16 protein-coding genes are annotated in these 16,260 nt (G+C 73.3%); 10 read left to right on the top strand and 6 right to left on the bottom strand.

Annotation, left to right across the window (positions count from 1 at the left end; translation table 11 throughout):
- Positions 1 to 97: 97 nt before the first annotated feature.
- Positions 98 to 748 (bottom strand): GNAT family N-acetyltransferase, encoded by a 651-nt coding sequence (locus AB0K00_RS14745; RefSeq protein WP_363520486.1) that lies wholly within the window; start codon positions 746 to 748, stop codon positions 98 to 100.
- Positions 749 to 962: 214 nt separating this feature from the next.
- Between AB0K00_RS14745 and AB0K00_RS14740 the strand changes: the two genes are divergently transcribed.
- Together AB0K00_RS14740 and AB0K00_RS14735 are read left to right on the top strand one after the other, a co-directional pair.
- Positions 963 to 2,303, top strand: coding sequence for a condensation domain-containing protein (locus AB0K00_RS14740; protein WP_363520483.1), 1,341 nt, complete (start codon positions 963 to 965; stop codon positions 2,301 to 2,303).
- Positions 2,304 to 2,434: 131 nt separating this feature from the next.
- Positions 2,435 to 3,928, top strand: a complete 1,494-nt coding sequence (locus AB0K00_RS14735; protein WP_363520481.1) for a M1 family metallopeptidase — start codon at positions 2,435 to 2,437, stop codon at positions 3,926 to 3,928.
- Positions 3,929 to 3,939: 11 nt separating this feature from the next.
- On the opposite strand, the gene AB0K00_RS14730 is transcribed toward AB0K00_RS14735, so the two are convergent.
- Positions 3,940 to 4,575, bottom strand: a complete 636-nt coding sequence (locus AB0K00_RS14730; protein WP_363520478.1) for a PadR family transcriptional regulator — start codon at positions 4,573 to 4,575, stop codon at positions 3,940 to 3,942.
- A 72-nt stretch (positions 4,576 to 4,647) separates the two neighbouring features.
- Here AB0K00_RS14730 and AB0K00_RS14725 point away from each other — a divergent pair, with 72 nt between their 5' ends.
- Entirely contained in the window at positions 4,648 to 5,223 is a 576-nt protein-coding gene (locus AB0K00_RS14725; RefSeq protein ID WP_363520475.1) for a TIGR03086 family metal-binding protein, read from the top strand.
- Entirely contained in the window at positions 5,220 to 5,645 is a 426-nt protein-coding gene (locus AB0K00_RS14720) for a DUF1801 domain-containing protein (RefSeq protein WP_363520472.1), read from the top strand. The genes AB0K00_RS14725 and AB0K00_RS14720 overlap by 4 nt, the downstream gene beginning before the upstream one ends.
- A gap of 21 nt (positions 5,646 to 5,666) precedes the next feature.
- On the opposite strand, the gene AB0K00_RS14715 is transcribed toward AB0K00_RS14720, so the two are convergent.
- A complete protein-coding gene (locus tag AB0K00_RS14715; RefSeq protein WP_363520469.1) occupies positions 5,667 to 6,527 on the bottom strand; it encodes a macro domain-containing protein in 861 nt (286 codons plus the stop codon).
- A gap of 33 nt (positions 6,528 to 6,560) precedes the next feature.
- On the opposite strand from AB0K00_RS14715, the gene AB0K00_RS14710 reads away from it, so the two are divergent.
- Together AB0K00_RS14710 and AB0K00_RS14705 are read left to right on the top strand one after the other, a co-directional pair.
- Positions 6,561 to 7,502, top strand: a complete 942-nt coding sequence (locus AB0K00_RS14710) for a CehA/McbA family metallohydrolase (protein WP_363520466.1) — start codon at positions 6,561 to 6,563, stop codon at positions 7,500 to 7,502.
- Between the two features lie 142 nt (positions 7,503 to 7,644).
- Entirely contained in the window at positions 7,645 to 9,849 is a 2,205-nt protein-coding gene (locus AB0K00_RS14705) for a ricin-type beta-trefoil lectin domain protein (protein ID WP_363520463.1), read from the top strand.
- A gap of 43 nt (positions 9,850 to 9,892) precedes the next feature.
- Here AB0K00_RS14705 and AB0K00_RS14700 read toward each other — a convergent pair whose 3' ends face one another.
- On the bottom strand, positions 9,893 to 10,459 hold the full coding sequence (locus tag AB0K00_RS14700) for a DUF488 domain-containing protein (protein ID WP_363520460.1): 567 nt from the start codon (positions 10,457 to 10,459) through the stop codon (positions 9,893 to 9,895).
- 39 nt (positions 10,460 to 10,498) lie between these two features.
- Between AB0K00_RS14700 and AB0K00_RS14695 the strand changes: the two genes are divergently transcribed.
- Entirely contained in the window at positions 10,499 to 11,143 is a 645-nt protein-coding gene (locus tag AB0K00_RS14695; RefSeq protein WP_363520457.1) for a rhomboid family intramembrane serine protease, read from the top strand.
- A 29-nt stretch (positions 11,144 to 11,172) separates the two neighbouring features.
- Here AB0K00_RS14695 and AB0K00_RS14690 read toward each other — a convergent pair whose 3' ends face one another.
- Positions 11,173 to 12,111 carry an AraC family transcriptional regulator gene (locus AB0K00_RS14690; protein WP_363520454.1) on the bottom strand — a complete coding sequence of 313 codons (939 nt, stop codon included), beginning with the start codon at positions 12,109 to 12,111 and terminating at the stop codon, positions 11,173 to 11,175.
- A gap of 71 nt (positions 12,112 to 12,182) precedes the next feature.
- Here AB0K00_RS14690 and AB0K00_RS14685 point away from each other — a divergent pair, with 71 nt between their 5' ends.
- Together AB0K00_RS14685 and AB0K00_RS14680 are read left to right on the top strand one after the other, a co-directional pair.
- Entirely contained in the window at positions 12,183 to 12,977 is a 795-nt protein-coding gene (locus tag AB0K00_RS14685; protein ID WP_363520451.1) for an NAD(P)H-binding protein, read from the top strand.
- 41 nt (positions 12,978 to 13,018) lie between these two features.
- Complete coding sequence (locus tag AB0K00_RS14680; protein ID WP_363520449.1) at positions 13,019 to 13,834, top strand: NAD(P)H-binding protein; 816 nt, start codon at positions 13,019 to 13,021, stop codon at positions 13,832 to 13,834.
- A gap of 75 nt (positions 13,835 to 13,909) precedes the next feature.
- Here the strand turns inward: AB0K00_RS14680 and AB0K00_RS14675 are convergent, their stop codons facing one another.
- Positions 13,910 to 14,557, bottom strand: coding sequence for a GNAT family N-acetyltransferase (locus tag AB0K00_RS14675; protein WP_363520446.1), 648 nt, complete (start codon positions 14,555 to 14,557; stop codon positions 13,910 to 13,912).
- Between the two features lie 187 nt (positions 14,558 to 14,744).
- On the opposite strand from AB0K00_RS14675, the gene AB0K00_RS14670 reads away from it, so the two are divergent.
- A complete protein-coding gene (locus AB0K00_RS14670) occupies positions 14,745 to 16,226 on the top strand; it encodes an EAL domain-containing protein (protein ID WP_363520444.1) in 1,482 nt (493 codons plus the stop codon).
- Positions 16,227 to 16,260: the final 34 nt, after the last annotated feature.

Below are 16,260 nucleotides of genomic sequence, written 5' to 3'. Positions count from 1 at the left end.
CACCTCCGAGCAGCAACACCGAGCGACGACACAACCGCGTCAGGTAAACGACGTTCCGGTGGTGCCGCGCTCCGCATACGAGGACCCGCGGGGTGCGTCACAGGTCGAGCGTGTAATGGCGGATCCTTTCGCCGCGCTCGTCGAGCGTCGTGCGACCTGACGGCGTCCAGCCGAGGCGCTCGTACAGGCGCTGGGCGCGGTGGTTCGTCTCGTGCGTCCACAGCTGGGCCCGGGTGTAGCCGGCGTGGCGGGCCTCGAGCTGAGCGCGGGCCATGACGACGCCGCCGAGGTGGCGTCCCCAGCGGTCGGGGTGGACCGCGACCATCGACACGTGGGCGAGGCCGGGCAGCGGCTCGGTGCTGGCGCCGTCCAGGGCGAGGGCCTGCACGACGAGCGCCATCGCGACCGGCTCACCACCGTCCTCGAACGGATCGTCCTCGAGCGGATCGTCCTCGAGCGGATCGTCCTCGAGCGGATCGGCGGCGAGCGGATCGGCGGCGAGCGGATCGGCGGCGAGCGGATCGGCGGCGAGCGGATCGGCGGCGAGCGGGTCGGCGGCGAGGATCAGCACCGCACCCGGGCCGGCCAGCCGCTCGCGGACCCGGTCCTCGGCGGCCGGCAGGGAGGCGGCGCCGGCGACCGGGCCCAGCGGCAGGCCGAGATGCGCCTGGCGGGCGACGTTCGCGACGGTCCACAGGCGGGCGACGGCGGGGGCATCGGCCGGGCCCCCGACGCGGGTCGTCAGCACCGGCCCACGGTACCGCGCGCCCCGGCTCACCGGCGGTGGCCGGCGCTCGTTCCGGCGGGCGGATGGCGGATTGACGACCAGTGACGAATCTGCAACCTTGAACATCACCTCTGGCAAGAAGTCGGCAAGATTATGCGCGCTTTGCGCTCTGATTGCCGCAAATTCACGGCAGAGGTGGATCTGTGGCCAACCTTTCCCATCGGAGGACGAGCGCATGCAGGCACCGGAGCAGGTCGTGGTGCGGTTCGAGGGGGACGGCGCCGGCGAGGGACCCCTGTCCTGGGGTCAGACGGAGAACTGGCTGGCCATCCAGCGGCAGCAGACCTGGCTGCCGCTCGGCGGGGCCCTGCCGCTGCCCGCGGGCAGCACCGTCGCCGGCGTCGCCGACGAGCTGCGCTACCTGCTGAGCCGGTTCCCGTCGCTGCGCACCCGCCTGCGGCTCGCCGACGGTGCGCCGCCCACGCAGGTGGTGGCCGGCTCGGGCGAGATCACGCTCGAGGTGTACGACGCCGGCGACCGCGACGCCGGTGCGGTGGCCCGCGAGGTGCACGAGCACTACCGCGACACCGACCTCGACTTCACCGCGGAATGGCCCATCCGGATGGCGGCCGTCCGCAAGGGTGGCGAGCTCACCCACCTGGTCGCGCTGCTGAGCCACTTCGCCGTCGACGCCACCGGCGCCACGGTCATGCTGGCCGGCGTGTCCACCCGCGACACCACGCCGATGACGGGACAGCAGCCCCTCGAACAGGCGGCCTGGCAGCGCTCGCCGGCCGGGGTGCGGCACAACGCCGCGGCGCTGCGCTACTGGGAGGGCATCCTGCGCACGCTGGGTCCCTGCAGGTTCACCGCCCCTGTCGTTCACACGTCGCCACGGTACTGGCAGGGCGAGTTCATCTCCCCCGACCTGCACAGCGCGGTGCGCGCGATCGTCCGGCGCACCGGTGTCGACTCCTCCACGGTCCTGGTGGCGCTGTACGCCGCGGCCCTCGGCGAGGTCTCCGGCATCGACCCGGTGGCGATCCGGCCGACGGTGAGCAACCGCTTCCGCGCCGGCCTGGCCGACGTGGTCTGCACCCTGGTCCAGGCCGGCCTGCTCATGCTGCACGTGGCCGGCACCCCGTTCGACGAGTTGCTGGAGCGGACCAGGCGGGTGACCCTGTCGGCGTACAAGTACGCGTACTTCGACCCGGATGCCGTGGCCGAGCTGCTGGACCGGGTCGGCCGCGAACGCGGCACCGCCGTCGAGATCGGCTGCTTCTACAACGACCGCCGCGGCCCCAACCGGGAACAGGACCTCGAAACGCCCGAGCACGCGCCCGAGCACGCGCCCGAGGGCTCCGGACTTCGCTGGGTGTCCAAACAGGACGCACCGGCGGTCGAGCCGCTGTTCGTGCACGTCGACGACGCACCCGGCACCATGCGCCTCACCATCCAGCTCGACGCCGACTACCTGTCACCCGCCGACGGCGAGGGCGTCCTGCGCGCCATGGAGCGCATCGCGGTCGACGCCGCCGACCAGGTGGCCGCCGGCACGGCACTGCAAGACCGGTGAGATCGGCGCCCGGTTGCCGGTGACCGGCGAAAACCCGGCCGGTGCACATATCGAGGCGCACCGTTGCGGGTGACGGCACCCCTCCGATACGACGGTCCCCTGTGGACCGCTTCGGCTGATCGGGGGACACGGTGCGATCACTGCACGTGGTGTCGGCGGCGCTCGCGCTCGTCCTGCTCACTCCGGCGACGCCGGCCGGCGCGACCGGTGTCCGCTACCTGCCCGGGGCGCCCGGCATCGGGGACCCGCAGTATCCGACGGACGGCAACGGCGGCTACGACGCGCGGCACTACAACCTCGCCGTGCGCTACCAGCCCGCCACCCACCATCTCGACGGCCACGCCACCATCATCGCCACCGCGACGCAGAACCTGTCCCGGTTCAACCTCGACTTCATGGACCTGACTGTCGAGGACGTCACCGTCAACGGGCGGCGCGCCACGTGGTCCCGCCACGCCGACGAGCTCGTCGTCACGCCCGCACGGGGCCTTCCGGTCGGCCGGCCGTTCGTCGTGGATGTCCGCTACCAAGGTGTACCGCGGACCTTCAGCGTGCCCGAGATTCCCCTGGAGTCGCTGTTCATGCCCACCGACGACGGGGCGATCGTCGCCGGCGAACCGCAGTCCGGGGCGTCGTGGTACCCCGTGAACGAGCACCCGCAGGACAAGGCGACCTACACGGTCGCGGTCACCGTGCCGGCCGGGCTCACCGCGCTGAGCAACGGCGTGCTGCTCGGCTCCACGACCCGCGACGCGTGGACGACGTGGCGGTGGGCGTCGACGAGTCCGATGGCCAGCTACCTGAGCACGATCGCGATCGGGCGGTGGCGCATCGACCAGCACACGCACGACGGCCGGCAGAGCATCATCGCGGTCGACGAGACCCTGCCGCCGACGCTCGCCGACGACGCGGTCGCCCGCACCGACGAGATCACCGACTTCCTGGAGTCACAGTTCGGGCCGTATCCGTTCGAGGCCAACGGCGCCATCGTCGAGAAGCACGAGCCGCTGCTGTTCGCGCTGGAGACCCAGACCCGGCCGATCTACCCGGCGAGCTTCTTCGCCGACGGCCCCAACCCGTTCGACGACAACCTGGTCGCGCACGAGCTGGCGCACCAGTGGTTCGGCGACAGCGTCTCCGTGCGGTTCTGGCGCGACCTGTGGCTCAACGAGGGGTTCGCCACCTACGCCGAGTGGCTGTGGAGCGAGCACGACGGTGTCATGTCGGCACGGGAGTGGTTCAACCTCTTCTACGACACGCCGGTGGAGGACGGCTTCTGGAGCCCGCCGCCGTACGACCCGGCCGCCGAAAACCCGTTCGTGGTCTCGGTGTATCAGCGCGGGGCGATGACGCTGCACGCACTGCGGCTGCGGATCGGCGAGGCCGCGTTCTGGCGGACCATGCGCGCCTGGACCGCCGGGCACCGCCACGGCAACGCCTCCACGCCCGACTTCGTCGCACTCGCCGAACGCGAGTCGGGGCAGTCGCTCGGCGCGTTCTTCGCCGCCTGGCTCAGCGGCGCGCAGAAGCCGCCGAACCCGGACCCGCTGCCGCCGGGCCTGCGCCGGACGGCCCCGCCGGCCGCCTGCGCGGTGCCGCACGCCGGCTGCCGCCCGACCCGCTGAACCGCGCGGCCCTACCCGCCGGCGGCCGGCTTGAGCGCGGCGGCGCGTTGGAACTGGCTCAGGTCGGCGTCGGCGGGTGTGGGATCGTCGGGCCAGCGGCGCACCTCCTGCTCCGCCCGCTCGCTCCACCGCTCGACCAGCTCGGCGAACTCCAGCAGGAACGGGAACGTCAGCGAGATGATCGGCAGCCGCTCCGGCAGCGGGCCGCCGTCCTGCACGTAGCCGCGGCCGATGTCGGCGCAGATCTGCTGGCCCCGGTCGGCCCAGTCGCGGGCCGCGCGGATGTTGGTGAGCAGCGACTCCTTGTCCGACGCGTCGCCGAGCAGGACCTTCAGCAACGCCTCGAACTCCATCGTCGGGCCGGCGCCGGGCTCGGCCCGCCACTGGCGCAGCGCCTCCCGGCCGGCCGGGGTGATCGCATACACCGTGCGCGGCCGCCGGCCGACGTGCTCCTGCCGGGCGGTGGCCAGGCCGTGCGCCACGAGGGCCTTGGGCCCCTCGTAGACGTTGCTCTCCGCCCGCGGCCAGATCAGCCGCAACGACCTGGCGACCTGCTTGGCCAGCTCATACGTCGTCCAGGGCCGGATGTCGAGCAGCCCGAGCAGCGCGTATGCCGTGGTGGTCAGCGTCCGGTTCCGATCCGTCATCATTTCCCTCTCTGGCTTTACTCCTGTCAGGAGTATTACGCTATACCCCTGTCAGGAGGAAGGGATGTTCGTATGGGACACGATGTGGTGGCGCACCACGCCCGGGCCTGCCGGCGGTTCTGCGACCTGGTCGAGCAGATCGGACCGGACCAGTGGGCGCTGCCCACCCCGTGCCCGGCCTGGGACGTGCGCGCGCTGGTCGAGCACGTCGTGCGGTGGAACCTGGCGGTGCCGCACCAGCTCGACGGCGCGACCGTCGAGCAGCTGACCGCGGCGATCGGCGCCGACGTCCTCGGCGACGACCCCGCCGCCGCCTGCCGGCGCTCGGTGGACGCGGCGATCGACGCGTTCGCCCGCCCGGGCGGCCTGGACGTGCTGGTGCACAGCCCCGCCGGCGTCCTGCCCGGCACGCAGCTGGCGCTGTTCCGCTTCGACGACAACCTCATCCACAGCTGGGACCTGGCCCGCGCGCTGGGCCTGCCCGCCCGCCTCGACGCGGACCAGGTCACGGCCTGCCAGGAGCTGGTCGAGCCGACCGCGCAGTATCTTCCCGCGACCGGCCTGTTCGCCGCGCCGCCGCAGCTGCCCGCGGGCGCCGACGCCCAGGCGCGGCTGCTCGCCACGCACGGACGAGACCCGTTCGCGTGACCGACCGCCCGGTCGACGCCGCCGTGGCCGCGGTCGTCGCCACGTATCCCGGCGACGTCCGGGCCGGGGTCCTTGCGGTGCGCGCGCTGATCCTGCACACCGCCGGGCAGCTCCCGGCGGTCGGCCCGCTGACCGAGGCCCTGCGGTGGGGCCAGCCGAGCTACCTGCCGGCGACGTCACGCAGCGGCACCACGATCCGCCTCGGCTGGCACCGGCCGCAGCCGCACACCTTCAGCCTCTACGTGCACTGCCAGACGACGCTCATCGAAACCTTCGCCACCCTGTACCCCGACGTGTTCGACCTCATCGGCAACCGTGAGATCCGCTTCGCCACCGACCGGCCGCTGCCCACCGACGAGCTGCGCCACTGCATCGAGCTTGCGCTGACCTACCACCTGCCGGCGGGTGGGCGCCGGCGTTGACCCGCAGCCCCGCTCCGGGGGCTACTCGTCCCGCAGCGCCGCGTAGCGGTCGAGCAGCATCGGCACTCCCGTGTGGACCCACCACGGAAGGTGCACCGCGCCGGCGGACATGCCGTGGCCCGGATCGAACGCGGGCACGTACACCGCCGCCGTCGGGTCGTGCCACCCGACGGACTCGCGGCTGCCGAGCGGTTCGCCGACGACCTGCTCGATGGCGGCCGTGAGCAGCGCCCGCAGAGTGAACCAGTCCTCCGGCAGCGCGGTGCCGGCGAACCGGGCGCGAAGCTCCCGCCACAGGTAGGCGTCGCCGCGCAGCCCGAACTGGTGCGGCCGGCGCTCGAACAGTGCGCCGACCGTGCCCGCGCCGACGGGCGGCGGGCAGTGCACCCACAGCGCCGCGCGGAGCTGCTGGTGCACGACCTCCTCGACCGCGACGAGCCGCACCTCGCCGACCCGGGTCGTGGCCGCGGCGACGGTCTCGACCGCCGCCGCGATGGCCTCGGCGCGCGGCCAGCCATGGACGCCCGCACCGATCAGCGGGAACGCGACGCTGCGCGCGCCGAGCTCGTCGGCGACCCGCAACGCGCGCCGGTAGCACGACACCAGCAGCGAACGGTCGCGCTGCCCGGCGGCGTGGTTCGGGCCGACCGTGTGGATGACCCACCGGGCCGGCAGGTCGCCCGCCGCCGTCCACCCGGCGTCACCGACGGCGAGCCCGTCGGGAAACCGGGCGACGCAGTCCCGCAGGATCGCCGGCCCCCCGCCGCGATGGACCGCGCCGTCGACGCCGCCGCCCCCGCGCATCGCCGGGTCGGCGGGGTTGACGACGGCGTCGACGTCCTGCGTCGTGACGTCGCCGAGAACGGCGGTGATGACCGGCATGCCGCCATTCTGCCCCGCGGATACGATGCCCGGATGGTCCGCGGCTGGCACCGGGGCGACTGCCACGTGCACTCGCGCCGCTCACACGGCGGCGAGCTGACGCCGGAGCAGCTGGCGGCGGCGGCCCGCGCGGCCGGGCTCGACTTCATCGCGATCACCGAGCACAACACCGCCGACACCCACGGGGCGTTGGGGTCGCTCACCGGCGACGACCTGCTGGTCATCCTCGGCCAGGAGGTCGTCACCGACGCCGGGCACTGGCTGGCGCTGGGCGTCGGACCCGGCCAGGTCATCGACTGGCGCGACGGTCCCGTCGACCGGCGGGTGGCCGAGGTCCGTCGCGGCGGCGGGCTGTGCGTGGTGGCGCACCCGTTCGCACCGTACCCTTCCGGCACGTTCACCTACCCCTTCGACGGATTCGACGCGGTCGAGGTGTGGAACGGCCGGTGGCGCTCCGACCTGCCCTGGAACGCCGACAACGAGGCCGCCCTCGCGGCGTGGGGCGGCGACCTCGCGGCCGGCGTGCGCCAGGGCCGGTGGCGACCGGCGATCGGGAACAGCGACGCGCACCTGGCCGGTCAGCTCGGCACCCCGCAGACCGTCGTGCGGGCCGCGGCGCGCACCACTGCCGCCGTGCTCGCCGGCCTTCGCGCCGGGCACTGCTGGATCGCCGGGTCGGCCGGGATCCGGCTCTCCTGCGCGGCCGGCGCCGGTGCGCGCGCCGCCGGCATCGGTGAACACCTGCGGACCGACGGCGAGCCGGTCGTGGTGCGGGCCGAGATCAGTGGCGTGCCGTCCGGCGTGGTCACCTTCCACACCGACCGCGGCCGGACACACCGCGACGTGCTCCCCCGCGACGGCACCGGCTCGGTGCGGTGGTCCACCAGCGTGCGGGACTCCGCGTTCGTCCGCGTCGAGGTCCGCCACCCGACGGGCCACATGGCGGCGCTCACCAACCCGATCATCCTGACGTAGGTGCTTGCAGGGCGTCCGCGATGCCCAGGCATCGAGAGCCCTTGACATGCCGGAGCGGCCGACGCAACACTTCAGCCATTGCTGAGAGCGCTCTCACCGCCATGACTGCGCCCGGCAGATGAGCAGAGGAAGCAGGTAGGCCATGAGAGCCGTGCCAAGGCCGCTGTATCGCGGGCTGATTCTGACAACGTTGACACTCATTGCCGCGTTCGGGTTGGGTGTGCTCCACCCCGCCGGCGCCGCGGTCGTCGGCAACCCCATCGCGGCTCCCGGCGGCAAGTGCGTCGACGTCGCCGGCGACGACACCGGCGTCAACGGTGCCGCCGTGCAGCTGTGGGACTGCCAGAGCGGCGCGGCCGACCAGCACTACACGTGGAGCGGCACCGCCCTGACCGCCATCGGCCGCTGCCTCGACATCATCAGCGGCGGCACCGCCAACGGCATCAAGCTGCAGCTGTGGGACTGCAACGGCACCGGTGCCCAGCAGTGGACGCAGCAGGCCGACGGCTCGCTGCGCAACCCGCAGTCCGGCCGCTGCATGGACTCCCCCGGCGGCGCCACCGCCAACGGCACCCGCCTGCAGATCTGGGACTGCAACGGCTCCGGCGCGCAGAAGTTCTCCCTCACCACGGTCACCCCGCCGACCGGCACCTGCCCGACCTACTCCGAAACCCCGGACCTGGGCGCCAACGTCCACATCTACGACCACGGCATGAGCGACGCCACCATCCAGGCGTCCCTCAACAGCGTGTTCGAGGCGCAGAAGAGCACCCAGACCGCCCAGTTCGCCACCCGGCGCGACGCGCTGCTGTTCAAGCCCAGCGCGACCCCGTACGCCGTCGGCGCCAACATCGGGTTCAACACCTCGATCGCCGGTCTCGGCCTCAACCCCGACGACACCCGCATCAACGGCGCCGTCACCGTCGACGCGTTCAACGCCAGCGACGCCGGCAACGCCACCCAGAACTTCTGGCGCTCCACCGAGAACCTGTCCGTCAACACGCTCGGCGGCACGAACCGGTGGGCCGTCGCCCAGGCCGCGCCGTTCCGCCGCATGCACATCATCGGCGGCCTCAACCTCTTCCCCGCCAGCTACGGCTGGGCCAGCGGCGGCTACATCTCCGACTCGAAGATCGACGGCAACAGCGAGTCCGCGTCGCAGCAGCAGTGGTACACCAAGGACAGCACGCTGGGCAGCTGGAGCGGCTCCAACTGGAACATGGTCTTCTCCGGCACGGGCGGCGCACCGGCCACGAACTTCAACACCAACCCCGCCGCCGGCCCCCGCTACACGACCCTGGCCACGACACCCGTCTCGCGGGACGTGCCGTACCTCTACATCGACGGCGCCGGCAAGTACCGGGTGTTCCTGCCCAGCCTGCGCACCAACGCCTCCGGCCCGAGCTGGGCCGGCGGCTCCACGCCCGGCACGTCGGTGTCGATGAGCACCTTCTTCGTCGCCAAGCCCAGCGACTCCGCCGCGACGATCAACACCGCGCTCGCCAACGGCTGCAACGTCTTCTTCACCCCCGGCGTGTACCACGTCAACCAGACGCTGCACGTCACCAAGGCCAACACCACGGTCCTCGGCATCGGGTACGCGACGATCATCCCGGACAACGGCGTCAACGCGATGGACGTCGCCGACGTCGACGGGGTCCGGATCAAGGGCCTGCTCTTCGACGCCGGCACCAGCAACAGCGACACCCTGCTCAAGGTCGGCCTGGCCAAGACCGGCGTGTCGCACGCCGGCAACCCGACCACGATCCAGGACGTGTTCTTCCGCATCGGCGGCATGGTCGCCGGCAAGGCCACCAACAGCCTGGTCGTCAACACCAACAACACCATCATCGACCACACCTGGGCCTGGCGCGCCGACCACGGCAGCGGCGTCGGCTGGACCGTCAACACCGCCGACAACGGCCTCACCGTCAACGGCGACAACGTCCTGGCGACCGGCCTGTTCGTCGAGCACTACCAGAAGAACGAGGTCGTCTGGAACGGCGCGAACGGCAGGATCATTTTCTTCCAGAACGAGATGCCCTACGACCCGCCGAACCAGGCCGCCTGGATGAACGGCTCGACCCAGGGTTACCCGGCCATCAAGGTCGCCTCCGGCGTCACCACCTTCGAGGCGTGGGGCCTGGGCAGCTACTGCTTCTTCAACGTCAACCCGGCCGTCACCTCCGCCCGCGCCTTCGAGGTGCCCGCGGTCGCCGGCGTGAAGTTCCACAACATGGCCGTCGTCTCCCTCGGTGGCGTCGGCACCATCTCCCACGTCATCAACAACACCGGCGCCGCCGCGAACTCTGCCACCAACAACGTGTACCTGCTCAACTTCCCGTAACCGGGCCCTGGGCCACCCGCGTGCGGGTGGCCCATCCGGCTCGTCACAGGCCAGGCAACGCCTCCTGGGCGTCGTCGTAGACGGGCCAGCCGTCCCGGCCGCGGCGCACCCCCGCCGTGAGCCGGTGCGGCTGTGCGGTGCCGACGTCCAGCAGGTGCTCAACCACCGCACCCCGCATCACCAGCGCGTCCGCGACGAGCATGCGATGGCAGTGCCACCACAGCGTCTCGGCGCACAGCACGGCCGGAAGCTCCGTCCCGGCCCGGACGATCAGGTCGTCGACGGCGCCGCGGAACGCCGCGGTGTCCATGTGATCGGCGTAGGCGGCGAACGCGGCGTTGCGCAGCGCGGTGTGCCGCGAGCCCGGGACCGCATGACGCCGCCCGCCGAGCGCCTCGCCCTGCCAGGTGTACCGCAACCCGCCCCCGGTGACGGCGGCCGCGAGCGCGTCCCGGCCGAACTGCGGATGCCGCCGCGACCCCGGGAACCGGCGCACGTCGACCAGGCTGTCCACGCCCGCCCCGACCAGGATCTCCAGCAGCACCCCGACCGGCCGCGCGCCATGCCCGACCGTGCAGATCCGCACCGGCCGCGCCGCATCGCTGTCCACCGCAGGCACGCTACCCGCCGCATGCGCCACCATGGTCGCGTGACCGCCCTCCTGTCCGTCCTGTACGTCGTGCTGCTCGTGACCGCCGCAACCGCCGGCGGCGGCCTGCACCCCGCGGGCCCGGCCGCACCGGCGCGACGGCCACCGGTCGCCACCATGGTCGCGTTCGCGCTCACCGCCGTGCCGTCGCTGCTCCAGCTCACCCTCGCACCCGCGCTGTTCGAGGCGCTGCGACGCGACCGGGCGGCGATCGCCGACGGCCAGCTGTGGCGCCTGGTGACGTCGTTCGCCGTGCAGGACAGCGGCTGGCCCGGCCTGATCTTCAACCTCATCGCGCTCGCCGTCCTCGGTACCCTCGCCGAACGTTGTTGGGGCCCGGCCCGGTGGGTCGCCATCGCGCTCGCCGCACAGCTCCTGGGCAGCCTGTGGGGCCTCGTCGTCCAGCCCGTCGGCGCCGGCACGTCCCTCGTCAACTTCGGCCTCGCCGGCGCGCTCGCCGCCGCGGCCCTCCTGCGCGAAACCGCCCCCAGAACCCGCGTGCCCGCGACCGCCGCCCTGATCGCCACCCTCACGCTCCTCGCCCTGGCCGACATCCATGGCGGCGCCGCCCTCACCGGCGCCCTCGCCGGCGCGGCCCTCACCATCCCCCACCGGCACCGCCGCATCGACCACCGAAGCGCTTGAGTCACCCGCCTGACGCTGCCCGGCGGAGGTCAGGCGCCGGTGGCCCGGCGGTGTCCGGTGGGGGTGACGCCGCGGCGGCGTTTGAACGCGGTGCTCAGCGCGAACGAGCTGCCGTAGCCGACCCGGTGCGCGACGGCGCCGACCGTCGCACCCGGCTCCCGCAACAGGTCCGCCGCCAGGGCCAGGCGCCACTCGGTCAGGTACGACATCGGCGGCTCACCGACCAGTGTGGTGAAGCGCCGCGCGAGGGCCGCCCGGGACACCCCGGTCCTCGTGGCGAGGGACGCCACCGTCCACGGCAGCGCCGGGTTGTTGTGCAGCAGCCGCAGCGCCTTGCCCACGACCGGGTCGTGGTGCGCGGCGAACCAGGCGGGCGGGTCCGCCGCGGCCCGGGAGAACCACTCCCGCAGCACCGCGATGAGCAGCAGGTCCAGCAGCCGGTCCAGGACCGCCTCCTGCCCGGGGTCGTCCTTGACGATCTCGGCCGCCAGCAGCGGCACGAACGGCGAGTCCCACGAGTCACCCGTCACCACCAGCAGCGGCGGCAACGCCCCGAGCAGCCGGCGGCTCACCTCACCCCGCATCGTGTACGTCCCGGTGAGCAGCGTCGTCGCGCCGTCCACGCGGTTGCCCCAGGTGCGGACGCCCAGCTCGGTCATCTCCGCCAGCTCCCGGCCGTCCGGGGTCGTGCACAGCTGCCCCGGATGCACGACCACCTGCGGTGCCGTGGACGGGTTGTCGGCAACCGTGTAGTGGCCGGGGCCGCGCACGACCGCCAGGTCCCCCGCGCGGAGCCGGACCGGCGCGGCGCCGTCGGGCACCACCCAGGCGTCGCCGCGGACCAGGGCGACCAGGGTCAGCGGCGCCTCGTCCTCGATCCGCATCGACCACGGCGGGTCCAGCACCGACCGCAGCAGGAACGCGCCCTGCGCCCGAGGGCCGTCCAGCAGACTGACGAAAGCGTCCATGGAGACGATTGAACACAGAACCGCGCGTCTTGGCTATGGAGCGTCTCACCCGCCCGCGTTGCAATGGACGCATGACACACGAGATCCTGGTCCTCGGCGGCACCGGCAAGACCGGCCGCCGCATCGTGCAACGCCTGCGCACGGCCGGCGTCCCGGTCCGGGTCGGCTCCCGCTCGGCCCCGCTGCCCTTCGACTGGTCCGACCGGGCGACCTGGGCGCCGGCGCTGCGCGACGTCCGCACCGTGTACGTCTCCTACTACCCCGACCTGGCCGTCCCCGGCGCACCGGCGGACATCCAGGCGTTCACCGAGCTCGCGGTCGCCTCCGGCGTCACCCGGCTGGTGCTGCTGTCCGGCCGCGGCGAGGACGAGGCCGAGGCCTGCGAGCGGATCGTGCGGGGCGCCGGGGTCGAGTGGACGGTCCTGCGCTCCAGCTGGTTCAACCAGAATTTCTCCGAGGACTACCTCCTCGAAGCGGTCCTCGGCGGCGAGGTCGCCCTGCCCGTCGGCGCCGTGCCCGAGCCGTTCGTGGACGCCGAGGACATCGCCGACGTCGCCGTGGCCGCGCTGACCGGCGACGGCCACGCGGGTCAGGTGTACGAGCTGACCGGCCCCCGCCTGCTCACCTTCGCCGCCGCGATCGCCGAGATCGCCGCCGCGACGGGCCGGGACATCACGTTCGTCCAGGTGCCGCCGCAGGACTTTGCCGCCGCCCTGCCGCCGGAGGTCGCGGAGCTGCTCATGTACCTGTTCACCACGGTCCTGGACGGCCGCAACGCTTACCTGACCGGCGACGTGCGGCGGGTCCTCGGCAGGGAGCCCCGCGACTTCGCCGAATACGCCAAGGAGGCGGCCGCCGGCTGGTAAATCGCTGGCGCGACCGGCCGGCCGGGTGTTGCCTAGCGCCCATGATCGTTGTCACCGCCGCCTCCGGCGCGCTCGGCCGGCTGGTCGTCGAGCAGTTGCTCACCCGTTTCCCGGACCGCCCGGTCGTCGCCGCCGTCCGCGACCCCGGCCGGTGCGCCGACCTCACCGCCCGCGGCGTCGACGTCCGCCACGGCGACTACGACGACCCCGCGACGCTGCGCTCCGCGTTCCGGGGCGCGGACCGGCTCCTGCTGATCTCCTCCCCCGTCATGGACCCGGACCACCGGACCCGCCAGCACCTGGCGGCGGTCGCGGCGGCCGTCGACAGCGGCGTCCGGGCCGTCGCCTACACCAGCTTCCTGGGCGCCGACCGCGGCGGCGACGGCCCGAACGCCGCCCACCACGCCACCGAACGGGCGATCATCGACAGCGGCCTCGGGTACACCCTGCTGCGCCACCCCTTCTACACCGACGCGTTCGTCGACGCCGGCCTCCGCGACGCGGTCACCTCCGGCAAGCTGGTCAGCGGCACCGGCGGTCGCGGCCTCAACACCGCACTGCGGTCCGACCTCGCTGCGGCGGCCGCCACGGTACTGACCGACGACGCCCACCTCGGCCACGGCTACGACCTGACCGGAGCGCTGTGGACGTACCCGCAGCTCGCGGCGACCCTGACCGAGGTCACCGGCCGTCCGGTCGAGCACGTCGACGGCACCGTGGAGACGCCGATCGGGTTCCTGATGAACCTCGCCAAGGCCGGGCTGCTGGAACGGCAGACCACCGACCTGGAGCGCCTCCTCGGCCGCCCGCCGACGTCCCTCCGCCAGACCGTGACCGAGGCGCTCCGCGACGCCTGAGCCGCCTCGGGCCGCCGCCTGCGTTCCCGCGGTGACGGCGGCCGCACCGCGTCAGGCATCCTAGGACACTAGGTTTCAGGTCTCGCCGGGGTGCATCAGCGCCTCGGAGGCGACCGGCCGGAAGCCGGCGGCCTGGAACGCGCGGATGCTCCGGGAGTTCCCCGCTGCCTGCTGCGACCAGACGGGCCCACCGTCCGGGACGAGATGGCGGGCGGCGGCGGCGAGGGCGCGGCCGAGCCCTCGGTGGCGGGCCGCCTCGTCGACCTCGATCGCGGTCTCCCAGCGGCCCGCCACCCCACGGCCGAGGATGAGGATGCCACCGTCGGCGGCCCACACCCGCACGTCGTCGCGGCGGCGCAGGGCGGTGCGGACGCGGGGATGCCCGGGGTCGGTGAGCCGGCGCAGCCCGACCGGCGGGTCGCCGGGCAGCGCCGCCGCCACGGTCAGCAGGTCGATGGTGTCCATCCGCCGGCCCGTGCGGTCGAGCAGCGCGGCCAGGAACCTCGGGTGCATCGCGGCCGCCAAGGGGTCGCAGTCGAGGCCGGCCAGGGTCGCGTGCACCCACCGCGGGTCCTCGCCGGTGAACACCACCGAGTGCGCGGTGAACGCGACCACCCCGGCGTCCCGCGGCCCGGGTTGCGCGACGACGGTCACGCCGCCGTCCGCGGGCGGGAACCGCCCTGCGGCCGCCGCGTCGAGCATCTGTGCCAGGGTCTGATCCACAGTGTCCAGGTATAGCCGCCGCAGCGGGCGACAGTGCGGGCCCGGACGACCGTCGCGTGGACGGTGCCGCCCGGCACCGGGGCCGAACAGCATCGGGACGGTCGCCGGTCACCGCGCTTCGCCGGGAACTGCTCATCCCGCTCGCGCCGCCGCCGATGAGCCGGAAGCTGCGGTGCAGGAGGTGGGGATGGCCGACAAGACGATCAAGACCCGGGGCTGGACGCTGTGGTCGCGCAGCGGCTACCGGGGACCGAGCGACCTCAAGCCGGGCGGCGGCACGGGCGGCGACCCGGAGCCCGACGACCCCGACGACCCGGACGAACCGCCGGACCAGGACGACCCCGGGCCCGCAGGCGCACGCGCACCCGCACCCGCGGCCCGCAGACGACCCGCGCGCCCGCGCCCGGCCGGCACCGGCACGCTCATCGACCAGATCATCGCCGACCGCGCGATCCGCATCGAGTACCAGGCCGTCCACGACACCGAGCACGGCCAGGTCGTCGGGTTCGAGGCCCTCACCCGGGGACCGGAGGGGCCGCTGCGCTCACCGGTGCAGTTGTTCGCCGCGGCGCAGGCCGCCGGTCGGCTCGGCGAGCTCGACTGGATCTGCCGGGTGACCGCGTTCCGGGAGATGCTCGACGCCGGTCTGCCGCCGTCGATCTCGCTGTTCGTCAACGTCGAGGCCGACTCGCTGATCGAGCCCTGCCCGCCGGACCTGCTGCCGACCGTGCAGGAGGCCGAGCAGCGGCTGCGGGTGTACGTGGACCTCACCGGCCGGGCCATCTCCCGCTTCCCGTGCCAGGCCCTGGAGACCGCGCGCCGGGCCCGCGCCGCGAACTGGGGCGTCGCCATCAACGACATCGAGTTCAGCGCCGCCGGCGCCGCGCTGCTGCCGACCCTGGAACCCGACGTCGTCAAGCTCAACCACCAGCTGATCTCCAGCGGGCTCGGGCAGGCCAACATCGCGCTGATCGCCGCGATGGCCGAGTGTGAACGCACCCGCGCGGCCCTGCTGGTGGAGCGGGTCGAGAACAGCGACGCCGCGATGATCGCCCGCGCGGCCGGCTCGCACTTCCAGCAGGGGCACCTGCTGGGCAAGCCGGGGCCGCTGCCGGAGCATCTGCCGCAGCCGCTGCAACCGATCCCGCTGCTGGTCCATCCGGACCCGGACGAGACGGTCAGCACCCCGTGGGGCGTCCTGTCGGCCGGTGGCGCCCGGCTGACGTCCGCCGTCAGCCAGGCCGGCCTGGACCACCTGATCCTGGGCATCACCACCCGGGCCGCCGTCGGCGACCAGCCACCGGCGGTCGCGGTCGTCATCCCGGCGACCGCCGAGATGGCACCGGAGCGGCAGGTGATGTTCACGATGCTGCTGGAACGCTGCCCGCTCATCATCATCGTCGGCCCCAACGTCTCGGCGTGGAGCGACTGGCGGGTCAGGGCCGCCGACATGCCGGTCGGGCACGCGTACACCCACGAAACGTGCTTCGTGGTCCTGTCCCCTGGGCTGTCCATGGCCGTCGCCGGGCAGCCGCACGGCGGGCACCCGCAGGACCCCCCGATGTGGGACATCGCGGTCAGCCAGAACCCCGACCTGTGCCGGACCGTCATGCGGCAGATCCTGTGTACCGTGGACACCCTCGCCGGCGGCGTCCACCACCACGGCTGACGGCGCGCGAAACCCGGGCCCCGTGTGCGGGCCC

The sequence above is a fragment of the Dactylosporangium sp. NPDC049525 genome (assembly GCF_040676755.1).
Classification (GTDB): domain Bacteria; phylum Actinomycetota; class Actinomycetes; order Mycobacteriales; family Micromonosporaceae; genus Dactylosporangium.
Note: the sequence above shows the minus strand (reverse complement) of the source record. Positions and strands in the feature narration are given on the sequence as shown.

Excerpts from the sequence above, each read along its gene's own strand:
- AB0K00_RS14740 (WP_363520483.1), top strand. The coding sequence starts at position 963 with ATGCAGGCACCGGAGCAGGTCGTGGTGCGGTTCGAGGGGGACGGCGCC.
- AB0K00_RS14730 (WP_363520478.1), bottom strand. The coding sequence starts at position 4,575 with ATGACGGATCGGAACCGGACGCTGACCACCACGGCATACGCGCTGCTC.
- AB0K00_RS14725 (WP_363520475.1), top strand. The coding sequence starts at position 4,648 with ATGGGACACGATGTGGTGGCGCACCACGCCCGGGCCTGCCGGCGGTTC.
- AB0K00_RS14715 (WP_363520469.1), bottom strand. The coding sequence starts at position 6,527 with ATGCCGGTCATCACCGCCGTTCTCGGCGACGTCACGACGCAGGACGTC.
- AB0K00_RS14710 (WP_363520466.1), top strand. The coding sequence starts at position 6,561 with ATGGTCCGCGGCTGGCACCGGGGCGACTGCCACGTGCACTCGCGCCGC.
- AB0K00_RS14705 (WP_363520463.1), top strand. The coding sequence starts at position 7,645 with ATGAGAGCCGTGCCAAGGCCGCTGTATCGCGGGCTGATTCTGACAACG.
- AB0K00_RS14690 (WP_363520454.1), bottom strand. The coding sequence starts at position 12,111 with ATGGACGCTTTCGTCAGTCTGCTGGACGGCCCTCGGGCGCAGGGCGCG.
- AB0K00_RS14685 (WP_363520451.1), top strand. The coding sequence starts at position 12,183 with ATGACACACGAGATCCTGGTCCTCGGCGGCACCGGCAAGACCGGCCGC.
- AB0K00_RS14680 (WP_363520449.1), top strand. The coding sequence starts at position 13,019 with ATGATCGTTGTCACCGCCGCCTCCGGCGCGCTCGGCCGGCTGGTCGTC.
- AB0K00_RS14670 (WP_363520444.1), top strand. The coding sequence starts at position 14,745 with ATGGCCGACAAGACGATCAAGACCCGGGGCTGGACGCTGTGGTCGCGC.